This window comes from Nitrosomonas aestuarii (assembly GCF_003046585.1).
Classification (GTDB): Bacteria; Pseudomonadota; Gammaproteobacteria; order Burkholderiales; family Nitrosomonadaceae; genus Nitrosomonas; species Nitrosomonas aestuarii.
The window spans coordinates 23,068-47,563 of record NZ_QAAE01000023.1; the positions used below are offsets into that span (position 1 = coordinate 23,068).

General features: G+C 42.6%; 23 protein-coding genes. 18 read left to right on the plus strand and 5 right to left on the minus strand.

Going from position 1 to position 24,496, the window contains the following annotated elements; genetic code table 11:
* The first annotated feature begins 50 nt into the window (after nt 1–50).
* The 3 genes from C8R11_RS14190 to C8R11_RS14195 are packed head-to-tail and all read left to right on the plus strand — an operon-like array spanning nt 51 to nt 3,208.
* Nucleotides 51–509 (plus strand): Smg family protein, encoded by a 459-nt coding sequence (locus tag C8R11_RS14190; protein WP_107796290.1) that lies wholly within the window; start codon nt 51–53, stop codon nt 507–509.
* A gap of 15 nt (nt 510–524) precedes the next feature.
* The gene (locus C8R11_RS16295; protein WP_181258274.1) at nt 525–683 is read left to right on the plus strand and encodes a hypothetical protein; all 159 of its coding nucleotides are present in this window, start codon (nt 525–527) and stop codon (nt 681–683) included.
* Nucleotides 683–3,208 (plus strand): DNA topoisomerase III, encoded by a 2,526-nt coding sequence (locus C8R11_RS14195; protein WP_107796276.1) that lies wholly within the window; start codon nt 683–685, stop codon nt 3,206–3,208. The genes C8R11_RS16295 and C8R11_RS14195 overlap by 1 nt, the downstream gene beginning before the upstream one ends.
* A 102-nt stretch (nt 3,209–3,310) precedes the next feature.
* On the opposite strand, the gene C8R11_RS14200 is transcribed toward C8R11_RS14195, so the two are convergent.
* Complete coding sequence (locus C8R11_RS14200; protein WP_090700042.1) at nt 3,311–3,556, minus strand: hypothetical protein; 246 nt, start codon at nt 3,554–3,556, stop codon at nt 3,311–3,313.
* Nucleotides 3,557–3,894: 338 nt separating this feature from the next.
* Between C8R11_RS14200 and aroA the strand changes: the two genes are divergently transcribed.
* From aroA to fba, 10 genes are all read left to right on the plus strand, one after another.
* Complete coding sequence (aroA, locus tag C8R11_RS14205; RefSeq protein WP_107796277.1) at nt 3,895–5,196, plus strand: 3-phosphoshikimate 1-carboxyvinyltransferase; 1,302 nt, start codon at nt 3,895–3,897, stop codon at nt 5,194–5,196.
* A gap of 11 nt (nt 5,197–5,207) precedes the next feature.
* Nucleotides 5,208–5,891 (plus strand): (d)CMP kinase, encoded by a 684-nt coding sequence (gene cmk, locus C8R11_RS14210; RefSeq protein ID WP_107796278.1) that lies wholly within the window; start codon nt 5,208–5,210, stop codon nt 5,889–5,891.
* Between the two features lie 97 nt (nt 5,892–5,988).
* Nucleotides 5,989–7,698, plus strand: a complete 1,710-nt coding sequence (gene rpsA / locus C8R11_RS14215; protein WP_090700034.1) for a 30S ribosomal protein S1 — start codon at nt 5,989–5,991, stop codon at nt 7,696–7,698.
* Between the two features lie 9 nt (nt 7,699–7,707).
* On the plus strand, nt 7,708–7,992 hold the full coding sequence (locus C8R11_RS14220) for an integration host factor subunit beta (protein WP_090700031.1): 285 nt from the start codon (nt 7,708–7,710) through the stop codon (nt 7,990–7,992).
* Nucleotides 7,993–8,162: 170 nt separating this feature from the next.
* A complete protein-coding gene (locus C8R11_RS14225; protein WP_244531872.1) occupies nt 8,163–8,369 on the plus strand; it encodes a LapA family protein in 207 nt (68 codons plus the stop codon).
* A 498-nt stretch (nt 8,370–8,867) separates the two neighbouring features.
* Complete coding sequence (gene tkt / locus C8R11_RS14230) at nt 8,868–10,886, plus strand: transketolase (protein ID WP_107796279.1); 2,019 nt, start codon at nt 8,868–8,870, stop codon at nt 10,884–10,886.
* 62 nt (nt 10,887–10,948) lie between these two features.
* Nucleotides 10,949–11,950, plus strand: a complete 1,002-nt coding sequence (gene gap / locus C8R11_RS14235; RefSeq protein WP_090700025.1) for a type I glyceraldehyde-3-phosphate dehydrogenase — start codon at nt 10,949–10,951, stop codon at nt 11,948–11,950.
* Between the two features lie 171 nt (nt 11,951–12,121).
* Entirely contained in the window at nt 12,122–13,300 is a 1,179-nt protein-coding gene (locus C8R11_RS14240; protein WP_107796280.1) for a phosphoglycerate kinase, read from the plus strand.
* A 19-nt stretch (nt 13,301–13,319) separates the two neighbouring features.
* Nucleotides 13,320–14,783 (plus strand): pyruvate kinase, encoded by a 1,464-nt coding sequence (gene pyk / locus C8R11_RS14245; RefSeq protein WP_107796281.1) that lies wholly within the window; start codon nt 13,320–13,322, stop codon nt 14,781–14,783.
* A gap of 107 nt (nt 14,784–14,890) precedes the next feature.
* On the plus strand, nt 14,891–15,955 hold the full coding sequence (gene fba, locus C8R11_RS14250) for a class II fructose-bisphosphate aldolase (protein WP_107796282.1): 1,065 nt from the start codon (nt 14,891–14,893) through the stop codon (nt 15,953–15,955).
* A gap of 106 nt (nt 15,956–16,061) precedes the next feature.
* Here the strand turns inward: fba and C8R11_RS14255 are convergent, their stop codons facing one another.
* The 4 genes from C8R11_RS14255 to C8R11_RS14270 all read right to left on the minus strand — a co-directional run bounded on the left by C8R11_RS14255 (nt 16,062) and on the right by C8R11_RS14270 (nt 19,314).
* A complete protein-coding gene (locus tag C8R11_RS14255; protein WP_107796283.1) occupies nt 16,062–16,721 on the minus strand; it encodes a CYTH domain-containing protein in 660 nt (219 codons plus the stop codon).
* A gap of 17 nt (nt 16,722–16,738) precedes the next feature.
* Nucleotides 16,739–17,011 carry an oxidative damage protection protein gene (locus tag C8R11_RS14260; RefSeq protein WP_090700014.1) on the minus strand — a complete coding sequence of 91 codons (273 nt, stop codon included), beginning with the start codon at nt 17,009–17,011 and terminating at the stop codon, nt 16,739–16,741.
* A gap of 88 nt (nt 17,012–17,099) precedes the next feature.
* Entirely contained in the window at nt 17,100–18,443 is a 1,344-nt protein-coding gene (gene argA, locus C8R11_RS14265; RefSeq protein WP_107796284.1) for an amino-acid N-acetyltransferase, read from the minus strand.
* A gap of 94 nt (nt 18,444–18,537) precedes the next feature.
* Entirely contained in the window at nt 18,538–19,314 is a 777-nt protein-coding gene (locus tag C8R11_RS14270) for a 16S rRNA (uracil(1498)-N(3))-methyltransferase (RefSeq protein WP_244907707.1), read from the minus strand.
* Between the two features lie 153 nt (nt 19,315–19,467).
* On the opposite strand from C8R11_RS14270, the gene C8R11_RS14275 reads away from it, so the two are divergent.
* From C8R11_RS14275 to C8R11_RS14295, 5 genes are all read left to right on the plus strand, one after another.
* Nucleotides 19,468–20,025 (plus strand): thioredoxin family protein, encoded by a 558-nt coding sequence (locus C8R11_RS14275; RefSeq protein WP_107796285.1) that lies wholly within the window; start codon nt 19,468–19,470, stop codon nt 20,023–20,025.
* 2 nt (nt 20,026–20,027) lie between these two features.
* Nucleotides 20,028–20,822: an inositol monophosphatase family protein gene (locus tag C8R11_RS14280; RefSeq protein ID WP_107796286.1), complete on the plus strand. Its 795-nt coding sequence runs from the start codon at nt 20,028–20,030 to the stop codon at nt 20,820–20,822.
* A gap of 59 nt (nt 20,823–20,881) precedes the next feature.
* Nucleotides 20,882–22,318 (plus strand): Trk system potassium transporter TrkA, encoded by a 1,437-nt coding sequence (gene trkA / locus C8R11_RS14285; protein ID WP_107796287.1) that lies wholly within the window; start codon nt 20,882–20,884, stop codon nt 22,316–22,318.
* 15 nt (nt 22,319–22,333) lie between these two features.
* Nucleotides 22,334–23,791 carry a TrkH family potassium uptake protein gene (locus C8R11_RS14290; RefSeq protein ID WP_107796292.1) on the plus strand — a complete coding sequence of 486 codons (1,458 nt, stop codon included), beginning with the start codon at nt 22,334–22,336 and terminating at the stop codon, nt 23,789–23,791.
* Nucleotides 23,792–23,860: 69 nt separating this feature from the next.
* Entirely contained in the window at nt 23,861–24,247 is a 387-nt protein-coding gene (locus tag C8R11_RS14295; protein ID WP_107796288.1) for a response regulator, read from the plus strand.
* The last annotated feature ends 249 nt before the right edge of the window (nt 24,248–24,496 follow it).

Sequence of the window (24,496 nt, forward strand, 5' to 3'; positions counted from 1 at the left end):
TCATTGATCGGTTTGTACCGTAAACATATTTATAAATTTTAAAAAATATGATGTTTGACATACTTTACTATTTATTTGAAAATTATTTTGACTCAGGAAGTTATCCTGATTCAGCGACGCTTACACGTAAACTGACTATGGCCGGTTTTAATGATGAGGATATTCATCAGGCGCTTGACTGGTTATCAGAATTGGCGCGCCAGGACATTGGGAGTTATCCTGCCACGCTTGCCGACAACAAATCTTTCCGTTGCTTTAGTGCGCTTGAAATGGAAAATATTGATACGGAGGGGCGTGGATTCATCACTTTTCTTGAGCAATCTAAGATTATTAATCCCTTGCAGCGCGAACTGTTAATTGACCGTGTTATCGCTATGGACGAAGATTCTTCAAGTCTGGAGAAAATCAAATTAATCGTTCTGACAGAACTCTGGATACATAACCAGCTTTCTGATGACGCTATTCTGGAAAAATTATTGGTTGTGAGTGATTCGCACTATAAGCATTAAGATCTTGCGTATTCATTGATTGCAATTTCACAAAAGATCACTTTTCCAGAAATGAATTTTTCAAAATTATTCCAAAAAAACAGGCCTGTTTTGCCAAAAATAAATATTAAATCAATGATTGCCGCGCTTGCTGCTGAAAATATGACTAATTCTTCTTTATTTAGAGAAAAATAATGAGTAAGTCATTGATAATAGCAGAAAAACCTTCTGTGGCAACGGATATTACGCGTGCATTGGGTAACTTTACAAAGCATACTGATTATTTTGAGAGCGACGAGTATATCGTCTCATCAGCAATTGGTCATTTGCTCGAACTCGTTGTGCCTGAAAAATACGAAGTTAAGCGTGGCAAATGGAGTTTTGCGAATCTTCCGGTGATTCCGCCTCATTTTGATTTAAACCCAATTGAGAAAACCGCTGCGCGATTAAAGCTTTTAACAAAGCTTATCAAGCGCAAAGAGGTTGATACTCTAATAAACGCCTGTGATGCAGGACGTGAAGGTGAGTTGATTTTTAACTATATTGTACGCCATACGGGTACCAAGAAACCGGTCAAACGACTTTGGTTGCAGTCTATGACACCGGATGCTATCCGGGAAGGCTTTGCAAAACTCTTAGACAATTCGGAGGTTCATTCACTGGCGGAGGCCGCCGTCAGTCGTTCGGAATCAGACTGGTTGGTTGGGATTAACGGTACGCGCGCCATGACCGCCTTTAATTCTCAGGAAGGCGGGTTTCATAAAACAACTGTTGGGCGTGTGCAAACACCGACTCTGGCAATTCTTGTTGAGCGCGAAGAAAAGATCAAGAAATTTAAACCTAAAGATTATTGGGAAGTGCATGGTGAATTTGCCATTGAAAATGGAAGCTATCATGGCAAATGGTTCAATGAACATTTTAAAAAAGATAAAACTAATATTGAATTAAAGGCAGAGCGTATTTGGGAACGAGATAAAGCTGAGTCGATACGTATCAAATGCCAGGGAAAACCGGGTATTATCAGTGAAGAAAGTAAACCGTCCAAGGAAACTTGTCCGTTACTTTATGACTTGACCAGCTTGCAGCGCGATGCTAACAGTCGTTTTGGGTTTTCAGCAAAGGCAACACTGGGGCTGGCACAAGCTTTATATGAAAAACATAAAGTGCTGACATATCCGCGTACTGATTCACGCGCCTTGCCGGAGGATTATATTGCTACGGTTAAAGATACCTTGCAAAATCTTGGAGGAACCGTTTATGAAGAGTTTTCCAGGAAGATATTGGTATCAGACTGGGTAAAGCCTAATAAGCGCATTTTTAATAATGGCAAAATTTCTGATCATTTTGCCATTATTCCGACATTGCTGAACCCCAAGAAACTGAATGAAGCGGAAGCCAAACTTTATGATCTGGTTACCAAGCGATTTTTAGCCATTTTCTATCCTGCAGCAGAATTTTTGATTACCACGCGTATTACTCGGGTAGAAAATGAGCCATTTAAGACGGAAGGAAAAGTAATGGTTAACCCGGGGTGGCAAATTGTCTATGGAAAGGCGGCGCATAATCGAGTCGAAGATGATGCTTCGCTGATTGCGATTGGGCCTGAAAAAGCCGCGACAACAAAAGAAGTTAAAACGATTGCTTATCAGACGCGTCCACCCGCCCGATTCAATGAAGCAACTCTGTTGTCGGCCATGGAGAGTGCCGGTAAGCTGGTAGAAGATGAAGAGCTGCGCGCTGCTATGAGCGCAAAAGGACTGGGTACCCCTGCCACGCGTGCTGCAATCATCGAAGGTTTGGTTTCGGAAAATTATCTGTTAAGAGTAGGTCGCGAACTGCATCCAACTGCCAAAGCCTTCTCGCTCATTACATTGTTACGTGGTCTTAGGGTTCCTGAATTGATCTCACCGGAATTGACGGGTAATTGGGAATTTCAGCTGCGACAGATCGAAAAAGGTGAGTTGAAACGCAGTGCATTTATGGAAAAAATTGCAGAGATGACGCGGCATATTGTTGAGCAGGCAAAAAGCCATCGCGGTGAGACGATCGAAGGTGATTTTTCCACTCTCAAGTCGCCTTGCCCTAAATGTGGCGGGGTCGTGCATGAGACTTACAAAAAATTTAAGTGCCAGCATTGCGACTTTGCAGTCTGGAAGATACTTGCCGGGCGTCAGTTCGAAGTTGAAGAGATGGAGACGCTCATTACGCAAAGAGAGGTTGGACCGCTACAAGGCTTTCGAAGTAAAATGGGACGATTGTTTGATGCCAATATCAAGCTTACCGAAGATTTCGAGATGAAGTTTGATTTCGGCAATGATGATGAAGATCAAGTGCCTGTTGATTTTTCAGAGCAGGTGGCTTTGGGAAAATGTCCCTTGTGTCAACATTCTGTGTATGAGCATGGTATGCACTATACGTGTGAAAAGGCTGTTGGCGTATCACGTTCTTGCAACTTCAAAATAGGAAAAATTATTCTGAAGCGCTCTATTGAACAAGAACAGGTTGCAAAATTGCTTGAAGCAGGAAAAACGGATTTGCTCACAAAATTTATTTCCAAGAAAGGCAGGCCTTTTTCAGCTTATCTTGTAAGAAACGCTGATGGAAAAATTGCATTTGAATTCGAGCAGAAAAAATCTAAAAAAGAAACGGAAGCCGAGCCTAAAGCGAATGCAAAACAGGCTAATGAAAAATCAACGGCTAAAAAAACAAAGGCAACATGAGTCGTACCTGATTACTTGGGTTGTATTTCTTTTGCAATAAAAACCCGATATCCAAACGACCTGTCAAATGTTGAGCATCGGGTTTTATATTCACGAAGTATGTTAAGTATAAAAATTGATGATGTATTTAACGACAACACCAGATGAAACAATAATCATTATCAGGCCGCCGACAACAGCCGTACCCTCAACTATGATGGAGAAGAATGCGCGCCCTGTAGTTTCAAATTCTTCATCACCTAACTCATTTCTGCGATTTTCCCTGCGGTTTTTTACCCAAACTTGTAACCAGACAATGACCGGAATCATCAGTAGAGAAAACATTAAAGCAATTTCTGCATCTTCCATTTGTGAATCCCTTCCTTATATATCATGATGTTATGGCGTAGAGGCCTATTTTGGTCTGTTTCATTGTGCATTTGCATTTGTTGTATTTTATGAGATTTCATTTTATGAATCATCCCTGAGTTTGTATACAACTGCTAAAATAACATTTTCTTTTTTTACAAAAAGAAAACTTATAATATTATATCAACCATCAGTATTAGATTACCTTAAACAGAAATATTGATAAAATTTTTTTATTGCGCAACTTTGAAGTTGTTGTTCGGTAGTGGGTGAGCAGGCATTTCATGCGAAGTAAACACACAACATTATTATTCATTTTCACTTTTATATAAAATTTCATGAAATGGCTTGATTTGCCGGTTGCCAAAAAAGCGCAGGGCATTATTCAGTTACCTGGATCCAAGAGTATTTCCAACCGGATACTGTTGCTGGCAGCATTGGCGAAAGGGACAACCCAGGTTATTGATTTGCTTGCTTCAGATGATACCGATTTTATGTTGAAGGCGCTGGTTTCTCTGGGTGTCAGTATTGCGTCTACGGGCGAAAACAGCTATCAGATCATTGGTGCCGAAGGCCAGTTTCATGTGCGCGATGCTCGTTTGTTTCTGGGCAATGCAGGTACTGCTTTTCGTCCGCTGGTGGCAGTGCTGGCGCTGATGCAAGGGCGCTATCAAATGTCGGGTGTTGCGCGTATGCATGAGCGCCCTATAGGCGACTTGGTTGACGCATTGCGCCAACTCGGAGCAGATATTAACTATTTGGAAGACCAAGGTTATCCGCCGCTGGAAATAAAGCCGGTTAAATTTAATCATGATAGCATTCACCTTACTGTAAAAGGCGATGTATCCAGTCAATTTTTAACTGGATTGCTGATGGCGCTACCGATTACTGGAAAAAAAGCAGTTATTGACGTGTCTGGCACATTAATTTCACAGCCTTATATTGCATTGACGCTAGCCCAGATGCAGCGTTTTGGTGTTGTTGTTGAACATGATTCATGGCAAAGATTTACGCTTCCTGCGCAACAATATTATCGTAGTCCTGGTCATATTACGGTTGAGGGTGATGCATCTTCGGCTTCATATTTTCTGGCCGCTGGTGCCATAGGCGGTGGTCCTGTGCGTGTGCTGGGTGTCGGCAGTGAAAGCGCACAAGGCGACGTTCGTTTTGTAGATGCATTGGAAAAAATGGGGGCGCATGTCAGTATGAGTGAAAACTGGATTGAATCTGATTGTATACTTTCCAATCAGTCTCTACGGGCAATTGATCTGGACTGTAATCATATACCGGATGCGGCCATGACACTGGCTGTCGTTGCGCTGTTTGCAAAAGGAGTTACAACACTTCGAAATATCGCAAGTTGGCGCTTAAAAGAAACGGATAGACTGGCGGCAATGACCAAAGAACTTCAAAAACTGGGTGCTCAAATTGAAATGGGTGAAGATTATCTGCGTATCAATCCGCCGGAAAATGGCTTAACCCCCGATGTTGCCATTGATACATATGATGACCATCGCATGGCGATGTGCTTTTCCTTGGTGGCTTTTGGAGCCCCCGTGCGTATTAATGATCCGGGTTGTGTGTCTAAAACTTTTCCTGATTACTTTGATCAGTTCAGTCGAATTGTTCAGTCTGGATGAAGCAATTGATAATGTGCCGCTTAGACGAAGTCCCGGTAATCGCGATTGATGGTCCTTCGGCATCGGGAAAGGGAACAATCGCTCAGTTGGTAGCAAAAGAACTAGAATTCCATTATCTGGACAGTGGTGCTTTGTATCGGCTGGTTGCATTAAAAGCATTACAGATAGGCGCTGCTGTTTCTGAAGAAAATAAACTTGCGGAAATAGCGGCAAATCTCGATGTTGCTTTTAAGGATGAGCAAATCTTTTTGGATAATGTTCCGGTCACTGATGAAATTCGGACCGAGGAATGTGGTTTAATGGCTTCAAGGCTTGCTTCATATCCGCTGGTCAGAAAATTTCTGGTCATGCGTCAACGTGCTTTTCGTCAATTTCCTGGTCTGGTTGCAGATGGCCGTGACATGGGGTCTGTTATTTTTCCGGACGCGTTGCTCAAAGTCTTTCTCACCGCTAGTGCTGAGATACGTGCGCAAAGGCGATATAAGCAGTTGATAGAGAAAGGAATGAGTGCTAATATTCACGAATTGCAGAGGGATATCCAAAAACGTGATCAACGAGACAGTAATCGCGGTGTTGCACCTCTGCAGCAAAACGCAGATGCGAGGTTGCTTGATACAACCTCGCTTTCTATTTTGCAAGCGCAGAATAGCGTGCTTGAATGGTACAGAGAATGCTGTGCAAGTAAGCGGGTTTGAAATGTAGCGTTCGGAAAAGAAGAGCGTATATTTTTCAAGCAATTTTTTAACTAACCCATCCTTTTTTAAAAAAGGAAAATATCAGGTATTTTTTATAATGACTACTGTTTCCACTGTAACAAAGTCCACAGAAAGTTTTGCCGAGCTGTTTGAAGAAAGCCTTGCGCGTCAAGAAATGCGTGCGGGTGAAGTCATCACAGCTGAAGTTGTGCGCGTCGACTACAATATAGTTGTGGTTAATGCTGGTTTGAAATCGGAAAGTTTTATTCCCGTAGAGGAATTTAAAAATGATAAAGGTGAGATCGAGGTTGAACCAGGTGACTTTGTCAGTGTCGCTATCGAAACGTTAGAAGATGGTTATGGAGAAACGCGTTTATCCCGTGATAAAGCTAAGCGCCTGACTGCATGGCATGATCTAGAAGAAGCTATGGAAAGTGGGGCAGTTGTAACCGGTATGGTCAATGGTAAAGTGAAAGGTGGTTTGACGGCTATGATCAATGGTATTCGCGCTTTTTTGCCTGGCTCGCTGGTTGATATCCGCCCTGTTAAAGACACAACACCTTATGAAAATAAGGAAATGGAGTTCAAGGTTATCAAGCTTGATCGCAAACGTAACAACGTAGTTGTTTCGCGTCGTGCTGTTCTTGAAGAAACGCAAGGGGCGGATCGTGAATCATTACTGGCAAGTCTTGAAGAAGGTTCGGTAGTGCAGGGCATTGTCAAGAATATCACTGATTATGGTGCGTTTGTGGATTTGGGTGGTATTGATGGCCTGCTGCATATTACAGACTTGGCATGGAGACGCGTTAAGCATCCATCTGAAGTTGTCAATATAGGGGACGAAGTAACTGCAAAAGTGCTTAAATTTGATCAAGAAAAAAACCGCGTTTCACTTGGTATGAAACAATTGACTGAGGATCCATGGGTGGGTCTGTCGCGCCGCTATCCCCCGCGTACGCGCCTGTTCGGTAAAGTAACCAATCTGACAGACTATGGTGCATTTATTGAAATTGAACAAGGCATCGAAGGGCTTGTGCATGTTTCTGAAATGGATTGGACGAACAAGAATGTTTATCCGTCCAAAGTTGTGCAGCTGGGTGATGAAGTTGAGGTGATGATACTTGAGATTGATGAAGAACGCCGCCGTATTTCGCTGGGAATGAAACAATGTCAGGTAAATCCTTGGGATGAATTCTCAATGAATCATGAAAAAAACGATAAGGTCAAGGGGCAAATCAAATCTATTACTGATTTTGGTGTTTTCATTGGATTGCCAGGTAATATTGATGGTTTGGTGCACTTGTCTGATTTGTCGTGGAATCAACCTGGTGAAGATGCGGTTTGTAATTATAAAAAAGGTGATGAGGTTGAAGCTGTCATACTCTCCATTGATGTGGAACGTGAACGTATTTCGTTAGGTATCAAACAGCTAGAGGATGACCCATTTAACAATTTTGTCGCTGAATATGATAAAAATAGTATTGTTGAGGGAACTGTAAAATCCATTGATGCAAAAGGTGCTGTTATTGCGTTAACTGATGAAATTGATGGATACTTGCGCGCATCTGAAATTTCACGCGACCGTGTTGAAGATATTCGTGCTCACTTGAAAGAGGGTGAGAAAGTGGAAACCATGGTGATCAATGTTGATCGTAAAAACCGCGCTATTAATCTTTCAATCAAGGCTAAAGACAAATCTGATGAAACCAGCGCAATGCAAAAAATTAAAGCGCCGGCAAATGCAGGAACAACAAGCCTGGGCGCGTTACTTAAAGCTAAAATGGATAGTAAAAATACAGAGCAATAAGGAATATTCATGACGAAATCTGAATTGATTTCCCGGCTTGCGGCCCGTTTTCCGCAACTTGTGGCAAAAGATGCTGAGCTTTCCGTTAAAATGATCATAGATGCAATGGCAAAGAGCTTGGCTGAGGGTCAGCGTATAGAAATTCGTGGTTTTGGTAGTTTCGATTTGAATTACCGTCCGCCGAGACTTGGACGGAACCCTAAATCTGGTGAAAAGGTGCAAGTTCCTGCAAAATATGTTCCGCACTTCAAAGCTGGTAAAGAAATGAGAGAGCGTGTTGATTACAAGAATTAATTATTCTTATTCTATGAGATAAACAATATAAAAATTGGTTAACGAAGAAGTGGGCGGTTTGATAAGTACATTATGTGTTTATCTTTGCGCCTGCTTGTTACAACAGGTTACACGTAGTAACTTATAGTATGGAATGGAAACTTGTTTAAATCCTTTGAGTTTTATCTATCATGCAACTAATAATATGGCTACTGCGTTTAATCGTATTTGTCTTTCTGGTTGGTTTTGCGGCAATTAATTTAGAAAATACAACTTTATTTTATTATCAGAATCAATCGTTAGAGCTGCCGCTGAGTGTCCTGTTATTAATTTTTTTTGCACTCGGCGTCATGCTGACAATTCTTACAACGCCGCGTAAAACTGATGCAAAAAAATAGCGTGTCAGTTACCCTGTTCGGATGCGGGCTGCATTAAGCGATTGGTTGCTTTGCGTTAAACAAAGAGCATATTGTAGAAACGAGCATTAACTGCGCACAGCAAAATTAATCGTCTCATATTCAATTTCTCTCCGTAAAATAATTCATTCAACTATTTGAGTGATCAAGTGACTATCGATAGTGGTGCATATTCTGTTTAAAGTTTGATCCGGAATTTGTAGTTTGCAGCGAGAAATTTTTGTTACATTTCTATATATGTACCGTTGTAAAATGCCAACAAAAGAATCGTCGTTTTTTAAAGAAACTGATACTTTATATATTTGTTAAATAAAGTATCAGTTGTTGTCTCAAAAATCATCTTAAGGGATAATATTCTGTTTTTGTGTTTAACCTTATGATCATATCAGTTAAAGATAATCGCTGATCAGGCATTTTCAGAAAAATTTAAGATTTGATTTAAAAAATTTATAAATAAAAGGAATAAGGGAGTGAGTATCAATGGATACATTCAAAGATTTTGAAGAGCCGGTATTTAAGAATTTGACCAGTGCCGTACGTGCATTGGCTATGGATGCCGTGCAAAAGGCCAATTCTGGTCACCCAGGTATGCCGATGGGTATGGCTGAAATCGCTGAGGTACTGTGGATACATCATCTCCGGCATAATCCTGGTAACCCAGAATGGTTTGACCGTGATCGATTTGTGCTTTCGAATGGCCATGGATCCATGTTGATCTATGCGCTATTACACCTGACCGGTTACGATCTGCCAATGGAAGAAATAAAAAAATTCCGTCAGTTCCACTCTAAAACACCCGGACATCCTGAATATGGCTATACACCGGGCGTCGAGACAACAACTGGACCGTTGGGCCAGGGAATTACCAACGCAGTAGGCATGGCTTTAGCTGAAAAAGTGTTGGCTGCTGAATTTAATCGCCCAGGGTTTGATATTGTTAACCATCATACCTATGTTTTTCTGGGCGATGGCTGTCTGATGGAAGGTATTTCACATGAGGCATGTTCTCTTGCGGGCACATTGGGTCTGGGTAAATTAATATGCTTCTATGATGACAATGGCATCTCAATTGATGGCCATGTTGAAGGTTGGTTTACTGATGACACGCCTAAGCGGTTTGAGTCATATGGTTGGCATGTGGTCCCCAATGTCAACGGTCATGACCCGGTTGCTATTGAGGCGGCTATTGAAGAGGCAAAGCGAGCAAATGACAAGCCGACCATGATATGCTGTAAAACGGTCATTGGCTTGGGTTCTCCGAATATGGCTAACACGCATGCTGTGCATGGAGCTGCATTGGGTGATGCCGAAATTGCGGCTGCACGTCCCCATATCGGCTGGCATCATCCTCCTTTTGACATTCCGGATGAAATCTACAATGCTTGGGATGCGAAGGACAAAGGAAAGCTGCTTGAAGGTGAGTGGAATCAGAAATTTGCAGAATATGCGAACAAGTATCCAACTGAAGCTGCTGAGTTTAAACGTCGTATGGCGGGTGAATTGCCTGCTAACTGGGCGACCCATGTCGAAGCGGTTGTAAATGAGGTAAATGGTAAAGCGGAAAATATCGCTAGTCGTAAAGCTTCACAAAATGCGATTGAAGGGTTGGCGCCTATGTTACCTGAATTGATCGGAGGGTCAGCGGATTTGGCGGGCTCCAATCTAACTTTATGGTCAGGGTCGAAAGCCGTGGACCGCGAAACAGGTGGCAATTATGTTTACTATGGTGTGCGTGAATTTGGCATGAGTGCCATGATGAACGGCATATCATTACATGGTGGATTGATTCCGTATGGTGCCACCTTTCTGATGTTCTCCGAATATGCACGTAATGCTTTACGCATGGCTGCATTAATGAAGATACGTAATTTATTTGTTTTTACACATGATTCCATTGGTTTAGGTGAAGATGGACCTACACATCAACCTGTTGAACAAACCGCGACCTTACGGTTGATTCCCAATATGGATGTATGGCGACCCTGCGACACTGTTGAATCTACCGTTGCGTGGGCACGCTCAATTGAACGAACAGACGGACCATCTATATTAATTTTCAGTCGTCAAAACCTGCCATTCCAAAAGCGTGATACAGCTACAATCAAGTTGATTGATAAGGGTGGTTATATTTTGTCCGAGGTGAGTAGCGGAGAACCACAGGTGATTTTAATTGCGACGGGGTCTGAAGTTGATTTGGCAATGCAAGCCCAGAGCATATTGACTAAAGATGGTATTCAGGCAAGAGTTGTTTCAATGCCCTGTACAAACGTGTTTGATCGTCAGGATCGAGCATATAAGGAAAGTGTCTTGCCACGTGGCGTGGTGCGCGTTGCGATTGAAGCCGGTGTCACCGATTATTGGCGTAAATACGTAGGCCTGGATGGTGCGGTCGTTGGGATTGATACCTTTGGCGAGTCGGCACCTGCCAATGTTTTATTTGAGCACTTCGGTTTTACCGTTGCAAATGTGGTTAAAACTGTAAAGGAAGTGATCAAATAGTATTTGATCAGCAAAGCAAATAGATTTACACACTAAAAGATTTTTATTTAAGGAGTTTTTATATGACAATTAAGGTGGGTATTAATGGATTTGGTCGTATTGGACGCATGGTTTTTCGTTCCGCGGTTCAAAATTTTCCGGACATTGAAATCGTCGCTATAAACGATTTGCTGGAACCGGACTATTTAGCATATATGTTAAAACATGACTCGGTGCATGGCCGTTTCCAGGGTGAGATTTCGATAGATGGTGACACGCTTGTCGTAAATGGTAACAGAATTCGACTGACAGCCATTAAGGATCCTGCCGAACTGAAATGGAATGACGTAGGCGCAGAGGTGGTAGTAGAATCAACCGGTCTTTTCTTGACCAAAGAAACATGTGAAAAACATCTGGCAGCGGGCGCCAAGAAAGTGATAATGTCAGCACCGTCCAAAGATGACACACCGATGTTTGTTTATGGGGTTAATGATAAAACTTATAAAGGTGAGACAATTATTTCAAACGCATCATGTACAACTAACTGTCTGGCGCCGGTGGCAAAAGTATTGAATGACAAGTTTGGTATTAAACGTGGCCTGATGACTACAGTACATGCGGCAACGGCGACACAAAAGACGGTTGATGGGCCATCCAATAAAGATTGGCGTGGCGGTCGTGGCATTTTGGAAAATATTATTCCTTCTTCAACAGGTGCAGCCAAAGCGGTCGGTGTTGTTATTCCTGAGTTGAACAAAAAGTTAACCGGTATGGCGTTTCGTGTGCCTACATCTGATGTGTCAGTAGTTGATCTAACTGTTGAACTGAACAAGGATGTGGCTTATGAAGAAATTTGTAAAGCTATGAAAGATGCGTCAGAAGGAGAAATGAAGGGCGTTCTTGGATATACCGATCAAAAAGTGGTTTCTACCGACTTCCGCGGTGAGAGCTGCACTTCTATTTTTGATGCAGAAGCCGGTATGGCGCTTGATGGTAGTTTTGTGAAAGTGGTGGCGTGGTACGATAACGAATGGGGCTACTCTACCAAAGTCCTAGAAATGGTCCGTACCGTCGCCGGAAATTAATTTGTGGTATCCTCATAGTTAATGAGGGTGATTGGAATGGTGCAGGAGTCACGGCTGATCAAGGCCGGGTACCTTTTGCCATTCAACAATAGTCTATTTAATTAAACAACAATAAATAAAGGGTAGCACACGCTATCCTTTATTTATTTTAAGACAAATTTGGAGTGCACCGTGTCTGTTATCAAGCTTGTAGACCTGGATCTCAAAGGTAAGCGTGTTTTTATTCGTTCCGATTTAAATGTCCCTGTAAAAGAGGGTCAAGTGACGTCGGATGCACGCATTACAGCCTCAATGGCTACTATCGTCCATTGCCTGAAAGCAGGAGCGAAGGTGATGGTCACTTCGCACTTGGGCCGACCAGAGGAAGGAGAGTGGTCAGAAGAAAATTCATTGAAGCCTGTTGCGGATAATATTGCAGTGCGCTTGAATAAACCGGTTCGTTTAATCAAGAACTGGGTTGATGGTGGTTTTGATGTGGCAGATGGTGAATTGGTTGTGTTAGAAAATTGTCGCATCAACAAGGGCGAAAAGAAAAACTCAGAAGAGACCGCCCGGAAATATGCAAGTTTATGCGATATTTTTGTCATGGATGCATTTGGTACCGCGCATCGCGCGCAAGCATCGACCCATGGTATAGCGCAATTCGCGACTGTTGCGTGTGCAGGTATTTTATTGACCGAAGAGCTCGAAGCGTTGACTAAAGCTTTGCACGATCCCGCAAGGCCTATGGTGGCGATAGTGGGAGGTTCAAAAGTATCGACAAAACTGACTGTGCTTGAGTCGCTTTCAGAAAAGGTAGATCAACTGGTCGTAGGTGGCGGTATTGCCAATACCTTTCTTAAAGCAGCTGGAAAGAATATTGGTAAATCATTATGCGAAGATGATCTTGTTCCTACAGCGAAATCGCTCATGGAAAAAATGATCAACCGAAATGCTTCCATACCTATTGCGGTGGATGTAGTTGTTGGGAAAAAGTTTGATGCTAATGAGCCTGCTATCTTGAAAGGCGCGGATACAGTCGCAGATGATGAAATGATTTTCGATATTGGGCCCAAAAGCGCGCAAGAATTAGTGGATATTATTATGAAAGCGGGTACAGTGGTCTGGAACGGACCCGTAGGTGTTTTTGAATTTGATCAATTTGGTGCAGGTACCGAAAAAATTGCCCGTGCCATTGCCGAGACAGAAGCTTTTACATTAGCAGGCGGCGGCGATACGATCGCAGCTATTCAAAAATATGACATATATGACAAAGTGTCGTATATATCAACAGCAGGGGGGGCGTTTCTTGAGTTTTTAGAAGGCAAAAAACTGCCGGCAGTTGAAATACTTGAAGCACGCGCAAAATAATTTTTCCAAATAAATTGAAATGATCCGGCGAACAAAAATTGTTGCAATTCTAGGCCCGGCGAGCTGCACAAATCCAAAAGTACTTGAAAGAATGTTACGTGCAGGCGTGGACGTGGTACGGATTAATTTTTCGCATGGAACATGTGAACAGCATATGAAATATGCTGAGATGACGCGTTCAGTCGCCCAATCGCTTGGACGAACAGTGGGTGTGCTGGCTGATCTGCAAGGCCCAAAAATACGTATTGGAAAATTTGAGCAAGGCAGAATCAAGCTGGAAATAGGAGATAAATTTATACTGGATGCTGCTTGTGAATTGGGCAATCAGGAAAGAGTGGGTCTGGATTACAAGGAATTGCCCAATGATGTAGAAACAGGGGCGACACTTATGCTGGATGACGGGCGCATTGTATTGGGTGTATCCATGGTAACAGGTGACCAGATCTTATGCGTAGTTGAACAAGGCGGCATGTTGTCGAATAATAAAGGGATCAACCGCAAGGGTGGCGGATTAGGTGCGCCAGCTCTAACCAGTAAGGATATAGAAGATATTAAAATAGCTGCTGAAATGAGTGCGGACTACTTGGCAGTTTCTTTTGTACGATCTGGCGATGACATTAGGCAAGCACGAGAAATGATGCTTGCTTCAGGTGGTAAAAGCCTCGTTATGGCAAAAATAGAGCGCTCAGAGGCGATTCTTGCCTTGGATGATATTATTGAAGCCTCGGATGCGATTATGGTGGCCAGAGGTGATTTGGCGATTGAAGTAGGTGATGCTGCAGTCCCAGCATTACAAAAAAAAATGATACGATCTGCGCGCATCAACAATAAACTGGTTGTGACGGCAACTCAGATGATGGAATCTATGATAACTAGTCCAATTCCGACGCGTGCAGAGGTTTCGGACGTGGCAAATGCAGTGTTGGATGGCACCGATGCTGTTATGTTGTCGGCTGAATCAGCTGCTGGAGAATACCCTGTTGAATCTGTCGCGGCAATGGCAAGAGTTTGTCAGGAAGCTGAAAAGGAATATTTAGTTAATGTGGACAGGCGGCAACCTTCTAATCATCCTGCTTCTATTGAAGAGGCTATTGCCAGAGCAACCATGTTTACAGCGACAAGTTTGCAGATTCGTGCAATTGCCGCCTTGACTCAAAGCGGGGAAACCGCATTGCTCATGTCCCGTAGAAGCTCGAAGGTGCCGATTGTCGCACTGAGCCCACACGAAAGCACGCGCCGGAAAGTGACTCTTTTCAGAGGCGTTTATCCTGTGGAGTTTGGCGAAGGACTCAGTGATACTGAAATGATCTTGGAGCTTGCAGAGGATGAATTGCTCGAAAGAGGAATTGTGCGCAGTGGGGACATAATGATAATGACAATTGGCGAACCTATTGGGAAAACGGGTGGCACAAATACCATGAAAATCATCAGGGTGGGTGAGTGTAAAGCAAATGAAGACGACAATGCCGTAGAAAGTACATGATTGCATATCAATCCGGCACAGTTGATTTTGCCGAATCCATTAATGCTAAGAATGATTAACGTATTGGAAACATAAACATATCAAATTAATATTTTAAGGAGACGTATATGGCACTTGTATCATTAAGACAACTTTTGGATCACGCTGCAGAGAACGATTATGGATTGCCGGCGTTCAATGTAAACAATCTGGAGCAAATTCACGCCATTATGCAAGCAGCTGACGAATGCGATAGTCCAGTGATTATGCAAGGGTCTGCAGGTGCGCGGAAATATGCAGGCGAGCCTTTTCTGCGTCATTTGATTGCAGCTGCAGTTGAAGCGTATCCACATATTCCGATTGTGATGCATCAGGATCACGGTGCGTCACCTTCAGTTTGTGTGAATGCTATTCGTAGCGGATTTTCAAGCGTCATGATGGATGGTTCTCTAGAAGCGGATGCTAAAACACCCTCAACCTATGAATATAATGTAAAAGTAACATCAGAGGTTGTGGGTATTGCGCATTCGGTTGGTGTTTCGGTTGAAGGCGAATTAGGTTGTCTGGGTTCACTGGAATCCGGTATGGGAGAGGCGGAAGACGGACATGGTGCTGAGGGTAAACTGTCTCATGATCAGCTGTTAACAGATCCCGAAGAAGCAGCCGATTTTGTCAAGAAAACAGGTGTGGATGCGTTGGCCATTGCAATCGGCACATCACATGGTGCCTATAAATTTACGCGTAAGCCAACGGGTGATATTTTGGCGATTGAGCGGATCAAGGAAATTCACCAGCGTATACCGAATACACATTTAGTCATGCATGGTTCTAGTTCAGTGCCACAGGAATGGCTGGAAATTATCCGTCAATATGGCGGTGAAATGAAAGAAACCTACGGCGTACCGGTTGAGGAAATTCGGGAGGGTATCAAAAATGGCGTACGTAAAGTCAATATCGATACAGATATACGTTTGGCTATGACGGGTGCAATCCGCCGACATATGAGTCAAGATAAAAGTAACTTTGATCCACGCAAGTTTCTTAAAGAAGCAACCGCGGCAGCAAAAGATATCTGTAGAGCAAGATTTGAATCTTTCGGCTGTGCCGGTCAGGCCAGTAAGATTAAAGTTATTCAGTTGGACGACATGGCGGTACGGTATGCAAAAGGTGAGCTAGATCCGGTCGTTAAATAGTTGACAATAAATAAAAAATTGTTCTGTCCTGCACAAGGATTGATAGGTTTATTCAACTAATCATACTTTTTGAATACCACAAATAGAAATGGAGAATCAGACAAGGTTAATTGTCTGATTCTCCATATGCGTTTCGCTTTTTAAGAGACTGTGTAAGTAGGGCATAACCGCGCATGGCTTTGTTTGTATTTTCCGGAATCAACGAAAAGGAACATTGTTTCTGAAGTGTTGCCGAGAACTGAAGCAGTTGCGATGTGCCGCCCGATTTGAGTTCGAGCTCAATTTCACAAATAGGCTGCGTTAATTGATTGGCAGTGATGCTTCCTTCATCAATACAGAACTCGAGTATGAAGTCTTTTCCGGGTTTCAGAAAATAGGTGGTTCGTTGAAAGTCAGTAACAAATATGGATTGTAATGACTTACGAAGCGCTTCATCAGCAAAGAATTTTTTTAAATCCTGATCCGTAATGTGTGAAAAATCTGGATTTTCATGGGTAACTGGATATTCCCACTCGTTGTGTCGATGCAGGCCGTCATAAATTGTGCCATTATTCTTAATAGTTTGTATCCATTGGTTCTCGATTTTGCGCATGCGTAGCCCGATACGATGTTGTCGGAGTATAAAATCAGGCGAGTCGTAGTAGATGCTATGAAGTTTTTGCTTAATTGGTGTTTTGATCTCGTAATCATTTAGAAGCTGCAGTTGTTTAATATAACAAGAGTATCGAGGCGGGAAGCGTAATTTAAGTTCGACTTCAGTAGACACGCGATCTGAAAAGCGTTCTAGTTCTCAGGTGAAACATAGCCTTTAGGTTGCTCCGCACCTTCGCCAAAAAAATGCGCTTCCATTTGTTCGGCAAGGTATTTACGTGCTTTGCTGTCGGAAAGATTGAGACGATTTTCGTTGATTATCATGGTTTGATGATTGATCCATTCGCGCCATGCTTCTTTTGAAATATTGTCATATATACGTTTTCCTAACTCACCAGGATAGGGTGGAAAATCAAGGCCTTCAGCCTCACGCCCAAGTTTGATGCATTCAACTGTTCTCGTCATCTGGAAACCTCAAGAAATCATAAAGCTTGCAATTATGGCGACTCATTGCGCGAGAGTAAACATGAATATGCTCGAATCTGAAATTCAGTCATGCTTTTAATGTTTTCATAAAAACTTTTGATCTGCGTTTGTAATTATATAAATCTTGTTTGAGTTTGGGCAATTCAGCCAATGACACTTCGATAAACCCATGCTCAATAAACCAATGTGTCGCATGGGTGGTCAGTACAAATAGTTTATTGTTTCCTTGCGAAAGTGTGATTTCTTCAATCGTTTTTAGTAATTGATTGCCATGACCTAGATTACGGTAAGACGGATGGATAGCCAGACATGCCAATTCACAAATATTTTCCTGCGGAAATGGATACATAGCAGCGCAGCCAATAATCATGCCGTCATGTTCAAAAACGATAAAACGATCAATTTCAATTTCCAGTAACTCGCGGTTTCTTCTGACCAATATACCATCGGTTTCTAGAGGCTCAATCAACTGCAATATGGTTCCCACATCTTCAATCCTGGCTTTTCTAAGTGATTCCAAGGCTTCTCGTGAAATCATGCAGCCGATACCATAATGTGTAAACAATTCTTTTAATATGGCGCCATCCGTGTGACGGTTAATAAGGTGTGTGCGTGCAACATTACCTTCGCAGGCTTTTATGGCGCAAGCAAGTGATTTCTGAATCTCGTCGGGCAAAGCGCATGCATTGTTTTTTTTGCTTTGTAAGAATAGTTTACTTTGTGCAACGGTTAATTCACGGGGAAGGAGTTTCTCATTATTCAATGCAGAAAGATTATCTTTGAGTGAATCCAAAAGAAAAATAAGCTTTTCAGCGTTCAATGCAATTGCGACTTCGGTTGCAGTATTTTCAAGAGTCAGATTAAAAATTTCACCTGTGGGCGAATAGCCCAATGGTGAAATCAAGACAACATTGCCTTGTTCCAGACAGGTTTTGATGGCAGGTACATTTACTTTACGTACTTTGCCGGTATGCATGAAATCAACACCTTCAATAATTCCAAATGGACAGGCAGTGACGAAATTGCCACTGGCAACACGAATTGCCGCGTTTGCCATGGGAGAATTAGGTAATCCCATGGATAGTTGCGCCTCAATTTCAAAATGAATGCGCCCAATGGCTTCTTTAGCGCATTGCAATGAAGCTGTATCAGTTATATCGATACCCATTGCAGACTTGTGTTCCAAGTGGCATTCGCGCAATCGTTGATGTATTTGCGGGCGAGCGCCATAGACCAATACCAGTCGAACGCCCAGGCTGGCTAATAAATTGATATCATGAATAAAACTGAGGAAATTCTCATCAGTGACCATATCTCCGCTAAAACCAATCACAAAGACTTTCCCTCTGAATGTGTTTACATAGGGAGCTACAGAGCGAAACCAGGCAACAAAATCTGCAGTAGAATTCATCGGCAACTATAAAGTTTTATTACTTCGAGAGAGCAGTTAAAAATTGCACTGATTATCTTATTCCAGCGCTTGGATACGTAGATCATAGATGAATTTAAAAATCACCCCAACGCATTTGCAAAGCAGCAATTGTTGCCAGTGCGGCTGTTTCCGTTCGCAAAGTTCGTTTGCCAACCCGAAGGGGAGTAAAATCTGCTTGTTGCAAAATGATTTCTTCCTCTGAAGTCAAGCCGCCTTCCGGGCCTACGGTTAATGTCAAATGTGTGTTCACTGATGGTCTGGTTAAATTTTTTAAACTTTCGTTGCCAGTTGTTGAGAGCATAAAGTTTAGGTGATGGGCCGGTTTGGTATCTCTGTTGTTAATCCAATGGGTTAACGCAACCAGGGGAAAGATGGTTGGTATAAAATTTCTACCGCATTGTTCGCAAGCTGAAATAATTACGCGTTGCCAGTGCCGTAGTCGCTTCATTGCACGTTCTTCGGAAAGGCGGACAATACTCCGGGCTGTCGTAACAGGCTGAATGCAGGTGACACCCAATTCAACAGATTTTTGTATAATTAGATCCATTTTCTCATTAACGCATATTGCTTGCACAAGCTCAATGGCTAGTGGTGACTCACGTTCGATAGCATTGAATTGATCAATGATAACCTGAGTAGAGGTTTTCTGGATACGCTCAATGCGGCCAGAAAATTCTCCACCTTTTCCGTTAAATAAAATGACCGAATCACCGGCTTTGATTCGTAGTACGCGAGTTGCATGATGTCCGGTGTTCATTTCTAATTCAACGGTTTTTCCGGCGCAAATTTCGCCATCATGAAATAAACGAGGTGGCATAACCAAGGTTTGATAGGTAAGTAACAAAATCACTGTGTCTACTCATGCTAATATACCATGACAAGTAATGATCGTTACTGTCCAGATAATTAGATGTGATTAACTGATTGGTATGGTAAATGGTCGCGTAGTAATAACAAAATGACACTTTGAATTGAAATAGCACTTGTAAGGAGATATATAGATATGGCAAGTTTGGAAACGCCTGTTTGTGACTTTGGCTGGAAAGCGATTGATTTTGACCTGTTGGGTGTTGATGGAAAGCGCCATAATTTAGCTTCGGCTAAAGGAGAGAATGGGTTGTTGGTGATGTTTATTTGTAACCATTGTCCTTACGTTAAAGCAATACAGGACAAGCTTATTCGAGATGTCAATCAACTAAAGCAGCATGGCGTCAATGCGATTGCAGTTATGTCAAATGATCCGGATGAATATCCTGAGGATTCTTTTGAAAATATGGCATTGGTTGCTAAGAAACTCAATTATCCTTTTCCTTATGTATGGGATGAAACGCAGCAAGTTGCCAAAGCCTATGGTGCTGTGTGCACGCCTGATTTTTTTGGTTTCAATAATAAACTTGAACTGCAGTATCGCGGGCGTCTGGATGCTTCACGCAAAGAGGCTGCAGCACCTGATGTGCGTCGTGACTTGTTTGAAGGTATGCTTCAGGTTGCCGAGACCGGTCAAGGTCCTAAAGATCAGATACCAAGTATTGGCTGTTCTATTAAGTGGCGTTCCGAATAACAGTGTTAAAAGACATTATAGCGATTGTTAGAGAGGTCGCTCAACAAGAAGTTATGCCACGTTATATGCGGGTTGCTCGGCAAGTAAAAGCGGACGGCAGTAGTTTTACCGAAGCAGATATTGCAGCACAGAAAGTATTGCTGCAAGCACTTCAAACAATTCGTCCAGGCGCTGTGATGGGAGAAGAGATGTCTCAGGAAGCGCAGGAAGTGCAGTGGCTCAAAGGAATAAATGGCGAGGCGGAAGGTTTGTGGAGTGTGGATCCCATTGATGGTACGTCTAATTTTCTAAATGGATTGCCATATTTTGCTATTTCGGTAGCTTGGATGGTGCAAGGCAAAAGTGAGCTGGGTGTCATTTATAACCCGGTTACAGATGAAATGTTTTACGCAGAAAAAGGGTGCGGTGCATTTCTGAACAATAAGCCGCTGCCAATCAAACGAAATGCTTCTGTTCTGTCCAGTGCCATAGCAAATGTTGATTTAAAAAGATTGCACAAAAAACTGGCAATTGAAGTTGCAGCCAATCCTCCTTATGCTTCACAGAGAAATTACGGCGCCTGTGCATTGGAATGGTGTTATACCGCCGCCGGTTTTTTTGATCTGTATCTGCATGGCGGACAGAAACCGTGGGATTATGCGGCAGGTAGTCTGATATTGGAGGAGGCAGGCGGTCATATGTCGGGTTTTGAGTATGATGATTATTGGGCAGGTTCTCCGTGGCGACGTTCAGTTATTGCTGCGCTGGATGCGGCTTTGTTTGAACAGTGGCGCGATTGGGTCCGGGAACATAAATAAACCTTGAAAGGTAAGAATGACCAATCGCATTATGTTGTAGGCAGGTAGGTAGAACACAATTGAAAATTATCATTCTTGGCGCGGGCCAGGTGGGTTCATCCGTAGCAGAAAGTCTGGTTAGCGAGGCCAACGACATTACAATGGTTGATGTTGATTCGGAGCGTTTGTCTCTGTTACAGGATCGCTTGGATTTGCGCGCAGTGGTGGGTAATGCTTCGCATCCTTCTGTTTTGGTTAGTGCAGGTGCGGAAGATGCGGATATGATTCTGGCAGTTACGGAACACGATGAAACAAATCTTGTAGCTTGTAAACTTGCTGCATCAATGTTCAATACGCCCACCAAAATTGCGCGTATTCGTTCTTCTGAGTATCTTGCTCATCCTGAAATATTTTCGACGGATAATTTCTGTGTTGATTTTGCTATTTGTCCAGAGCAAATTTTGACTGAATATATCGAAAACTTAATTGAATTTCCCGAAGCATTACAGGTCCTCGATTTTGCTGAAGGGAAAGTCAGCTTGGTTGCTGTAAGGGCTTTATATGGTGGTCTGCTTGTGGGACAACAGTTGCAGGAATTACGTATACATGTGCCCAATGTGGATACGCGTGTTGCTGCAATCTTTCGTAAGAATCGCCCTATTATTCCAGAGGGTAACACCATTATAGAAGTAGAGGATGAAGTTTTTTTCATTGCAGCAGCTGAAAATATTCGAGCGGTCATGCGTGAGTTACGAAATATGGATAAGCCGGTCAAACGTGTAATGATTGCGGGCGGCGGTAAGATCGGCAGGCGTCTTGGTAAAACATTGGAAAAGGATTATCAGGTCAGAATCATCGAACGCAATTATAAGGCTAGTGAACGTCTTGCTGCAGAATTACACCATACATTGGTGTTAAACGGTGACGCTACGGATGAAAAATTGTTAGAAAGCGAAAATATTGCCGAGATGGATATGTTTTGTGCACTAACCAATGACGATGAAAACAATATTATGGCGGCGTTACTCGCCAAACGTATGGGGGCACGCAAAGTTATCGCGTTGATCAACCGGCGCGCCTACGTCGATCTGGTGCAAAGTGGCGGCATTGATATCGCGATTTCCCCGGCGCAAGTAACAATTGGCTCATTGTTAGCTTATGTACGTCAAGGTGATGTGGTGGCTGTTCATAGTCTGCGGCGAGGAGCGGCCGAAGCGCTTGAATTGGTAGCGCACGGAGATGCGCAGTCTTCTAATGTTGTCGACAGAAAAATAGAAGACATTGAACTGCCGAAAGGTGCAACAATCGGTGCAATTGTTCGCGGTTTGCCAGCGCAGAACAGTGTTTATGACGAAACTTTGGATGAACAAAAAAATGTGTCCGCTGAAGTCAAGGTAATCATCGCGCATCATGACACGGTGATTGAATCAGAAGATCATGTGATTTTATTCGTTGTAAACAGAAAGATGATTCGCGAAGTGGAGAAATTGTTCCAGGTAAAGGTCGGTTTTTTATAGTTGTTTGATGATTCTATGAATCGACTTCTTGTGGTTGTTAATGTGCTAGGCAAAATGATTGCGGTATTCGGACTGACAATGCTGATTCCATTGTGCCTGGCGCTCTGGCTTGATGATGGAGCAGGTTGGGTGTTTCAAGAGTCTATCCTGGTTACATTAAGTTGCGGTCTAATTATGTGGTTGCTTACGCGGCGCTACAAGCGTGAATTGCAAACGCGGGATGGATTTTTATTGGTCGTACTGATATGGGCAGTTTTGCCTGCTTTTGCCATGCTGCCGTTTTTGTTTTGTTTGCCGGACCTGAGTCTGAGTATGGCTTATTTTGAAGCGGTCTCTGGATTAACAGCGACCGGGGGGACGGTGTTGACTGGGTTGGATAATCTGCCCCTTTCAATAAATTTGTGGCGCGGTGAAATTGTTTGGTTGGGGGGTATGGGTCTTATTGTACTTGCAGTTGCCATTTTACCGTTACTGGGTGTAGGTGGACGACAAATCTTTAAAGCTGAGACCCCGGGACCCATGAAAGAAAGCAAATTAACACCGCGTATAGCCGAAACTGCCAAAGGATTGTGGTTGATATATGCAAGTTTGACAATGGTCTGTATGTTGGCCTATCGGTGGGCCGGTATGGACTGGTTTGACGCGGTCATGCATGCTTTTACTACTCTTGGTTTAGGAGGTTTTTCCTCGCATGACGCAAGTTTTGGTTATTGGGATTCTCCCTTGATTGAGCTTGTTGCCATAATTTTTATGTTGATAGCCGGAATTAATTTTGCGACGCATTTTGTCGCATGGCGCGCAAAAAATTTTATTTCTTACCGTTTTGACCCTGAGTTAGGGTGGTTTTTATTTATTGTGCTCGCAAGTTGTCTGGGGTTCGCCCTCTATCTGTGGTTTTTTAACATATATACAGATCCATTAACCGCTTTGCGTTATGCCAGCTTTAATATCATTTCAGTGGCGACAACAACCGGTTATAGCAGCACAGATTACAGTTTATGGCCTATCTTTATTCCTTTCTGGATGTTGTTTCTCTCTGCTTTCTGTACGTCGTCCGGTTCTACAGGTGGTGGGATCAAAATGATGCGGGCAAGGATTTTATACCAGCAAGTATATCGTGAGTTAATTACCATGATGCACCCAAATGCGGTAACACCTGCAAAATTAGGTAAAACGGTTATATCTAGTCGAGTTGTTTTTGCTGTTTTAGTATTTATATTCGTTTATATCGTCAGTATTGTGCTGATGACATTGGTTTTAACATTGAGTGGATTGGATGAAATGACGGCTTTCTCAGCAGCTGTAGCCTGTATCAATAATCTAGGTCCCGGTTTGGGGGGAATAGGTCCAGGCACTACTTATGCTTCATTAACGGAATTTCAGACATGGATTTGCAGCTTTGCCATGCTGCTTGGAAGGTTAGAGTTTTTTACATTACTGGTAGTATTTACACCCGCTTTCTGGAGAAAATAGTGCCTATTGGAAAGGTTTAAAATTATGAAAGTTAATGCATTCATGAATAAAAACAGAAGGAGTTTTTAGGTGGATGATCTTGACGCATTATGTGGTATCAAGGTGTTAATAGTTGACGATAGCAGTACTATTCGAAGAAGTGCGGAAATTTTTTTAAATAATACCGGGTGTGAAGTTATTTTGGCAGCAGACGGTTTTGATGCAATGGCTAAAATTGTTGATAATCATCCGGATATAATTTTTATTGATGTTATTATGCCGCGGCTTGATGGTTATCAGGCGTGTCGGTTGATTAAAAAGAATTCATGCTTTCATGCAACGCCAGTCATCATGTTGTCCAGTAAAAATGGAATATTTGATAAAGCAAGGGGTCATATGGCTGGTTCAAATGGATATCTGACCAAACCCTTTGCCAGGAAAGAATTGATTGACGTTATTCAAAGGCATGTGTTGTAAATCAACAACAATTGATGAGTGCTCGAAGTAAAATACGTAAGATTTTAAAGTTGGTATGTTGGTATAAATAGTATTAATTTGTTTAAAATTGCATGCAAGCTTTTGCGAAAAAATAACCACGTGATTATTAATGACAATTGAAGATGAATGAACGAAATCCCTACACTACAGGTGGAGATTTTATGACAAATGACTTGACTTTATATATCAAGGTCGACTAGCCTGTTGGTTACAGTGAAAAAGGCGCCT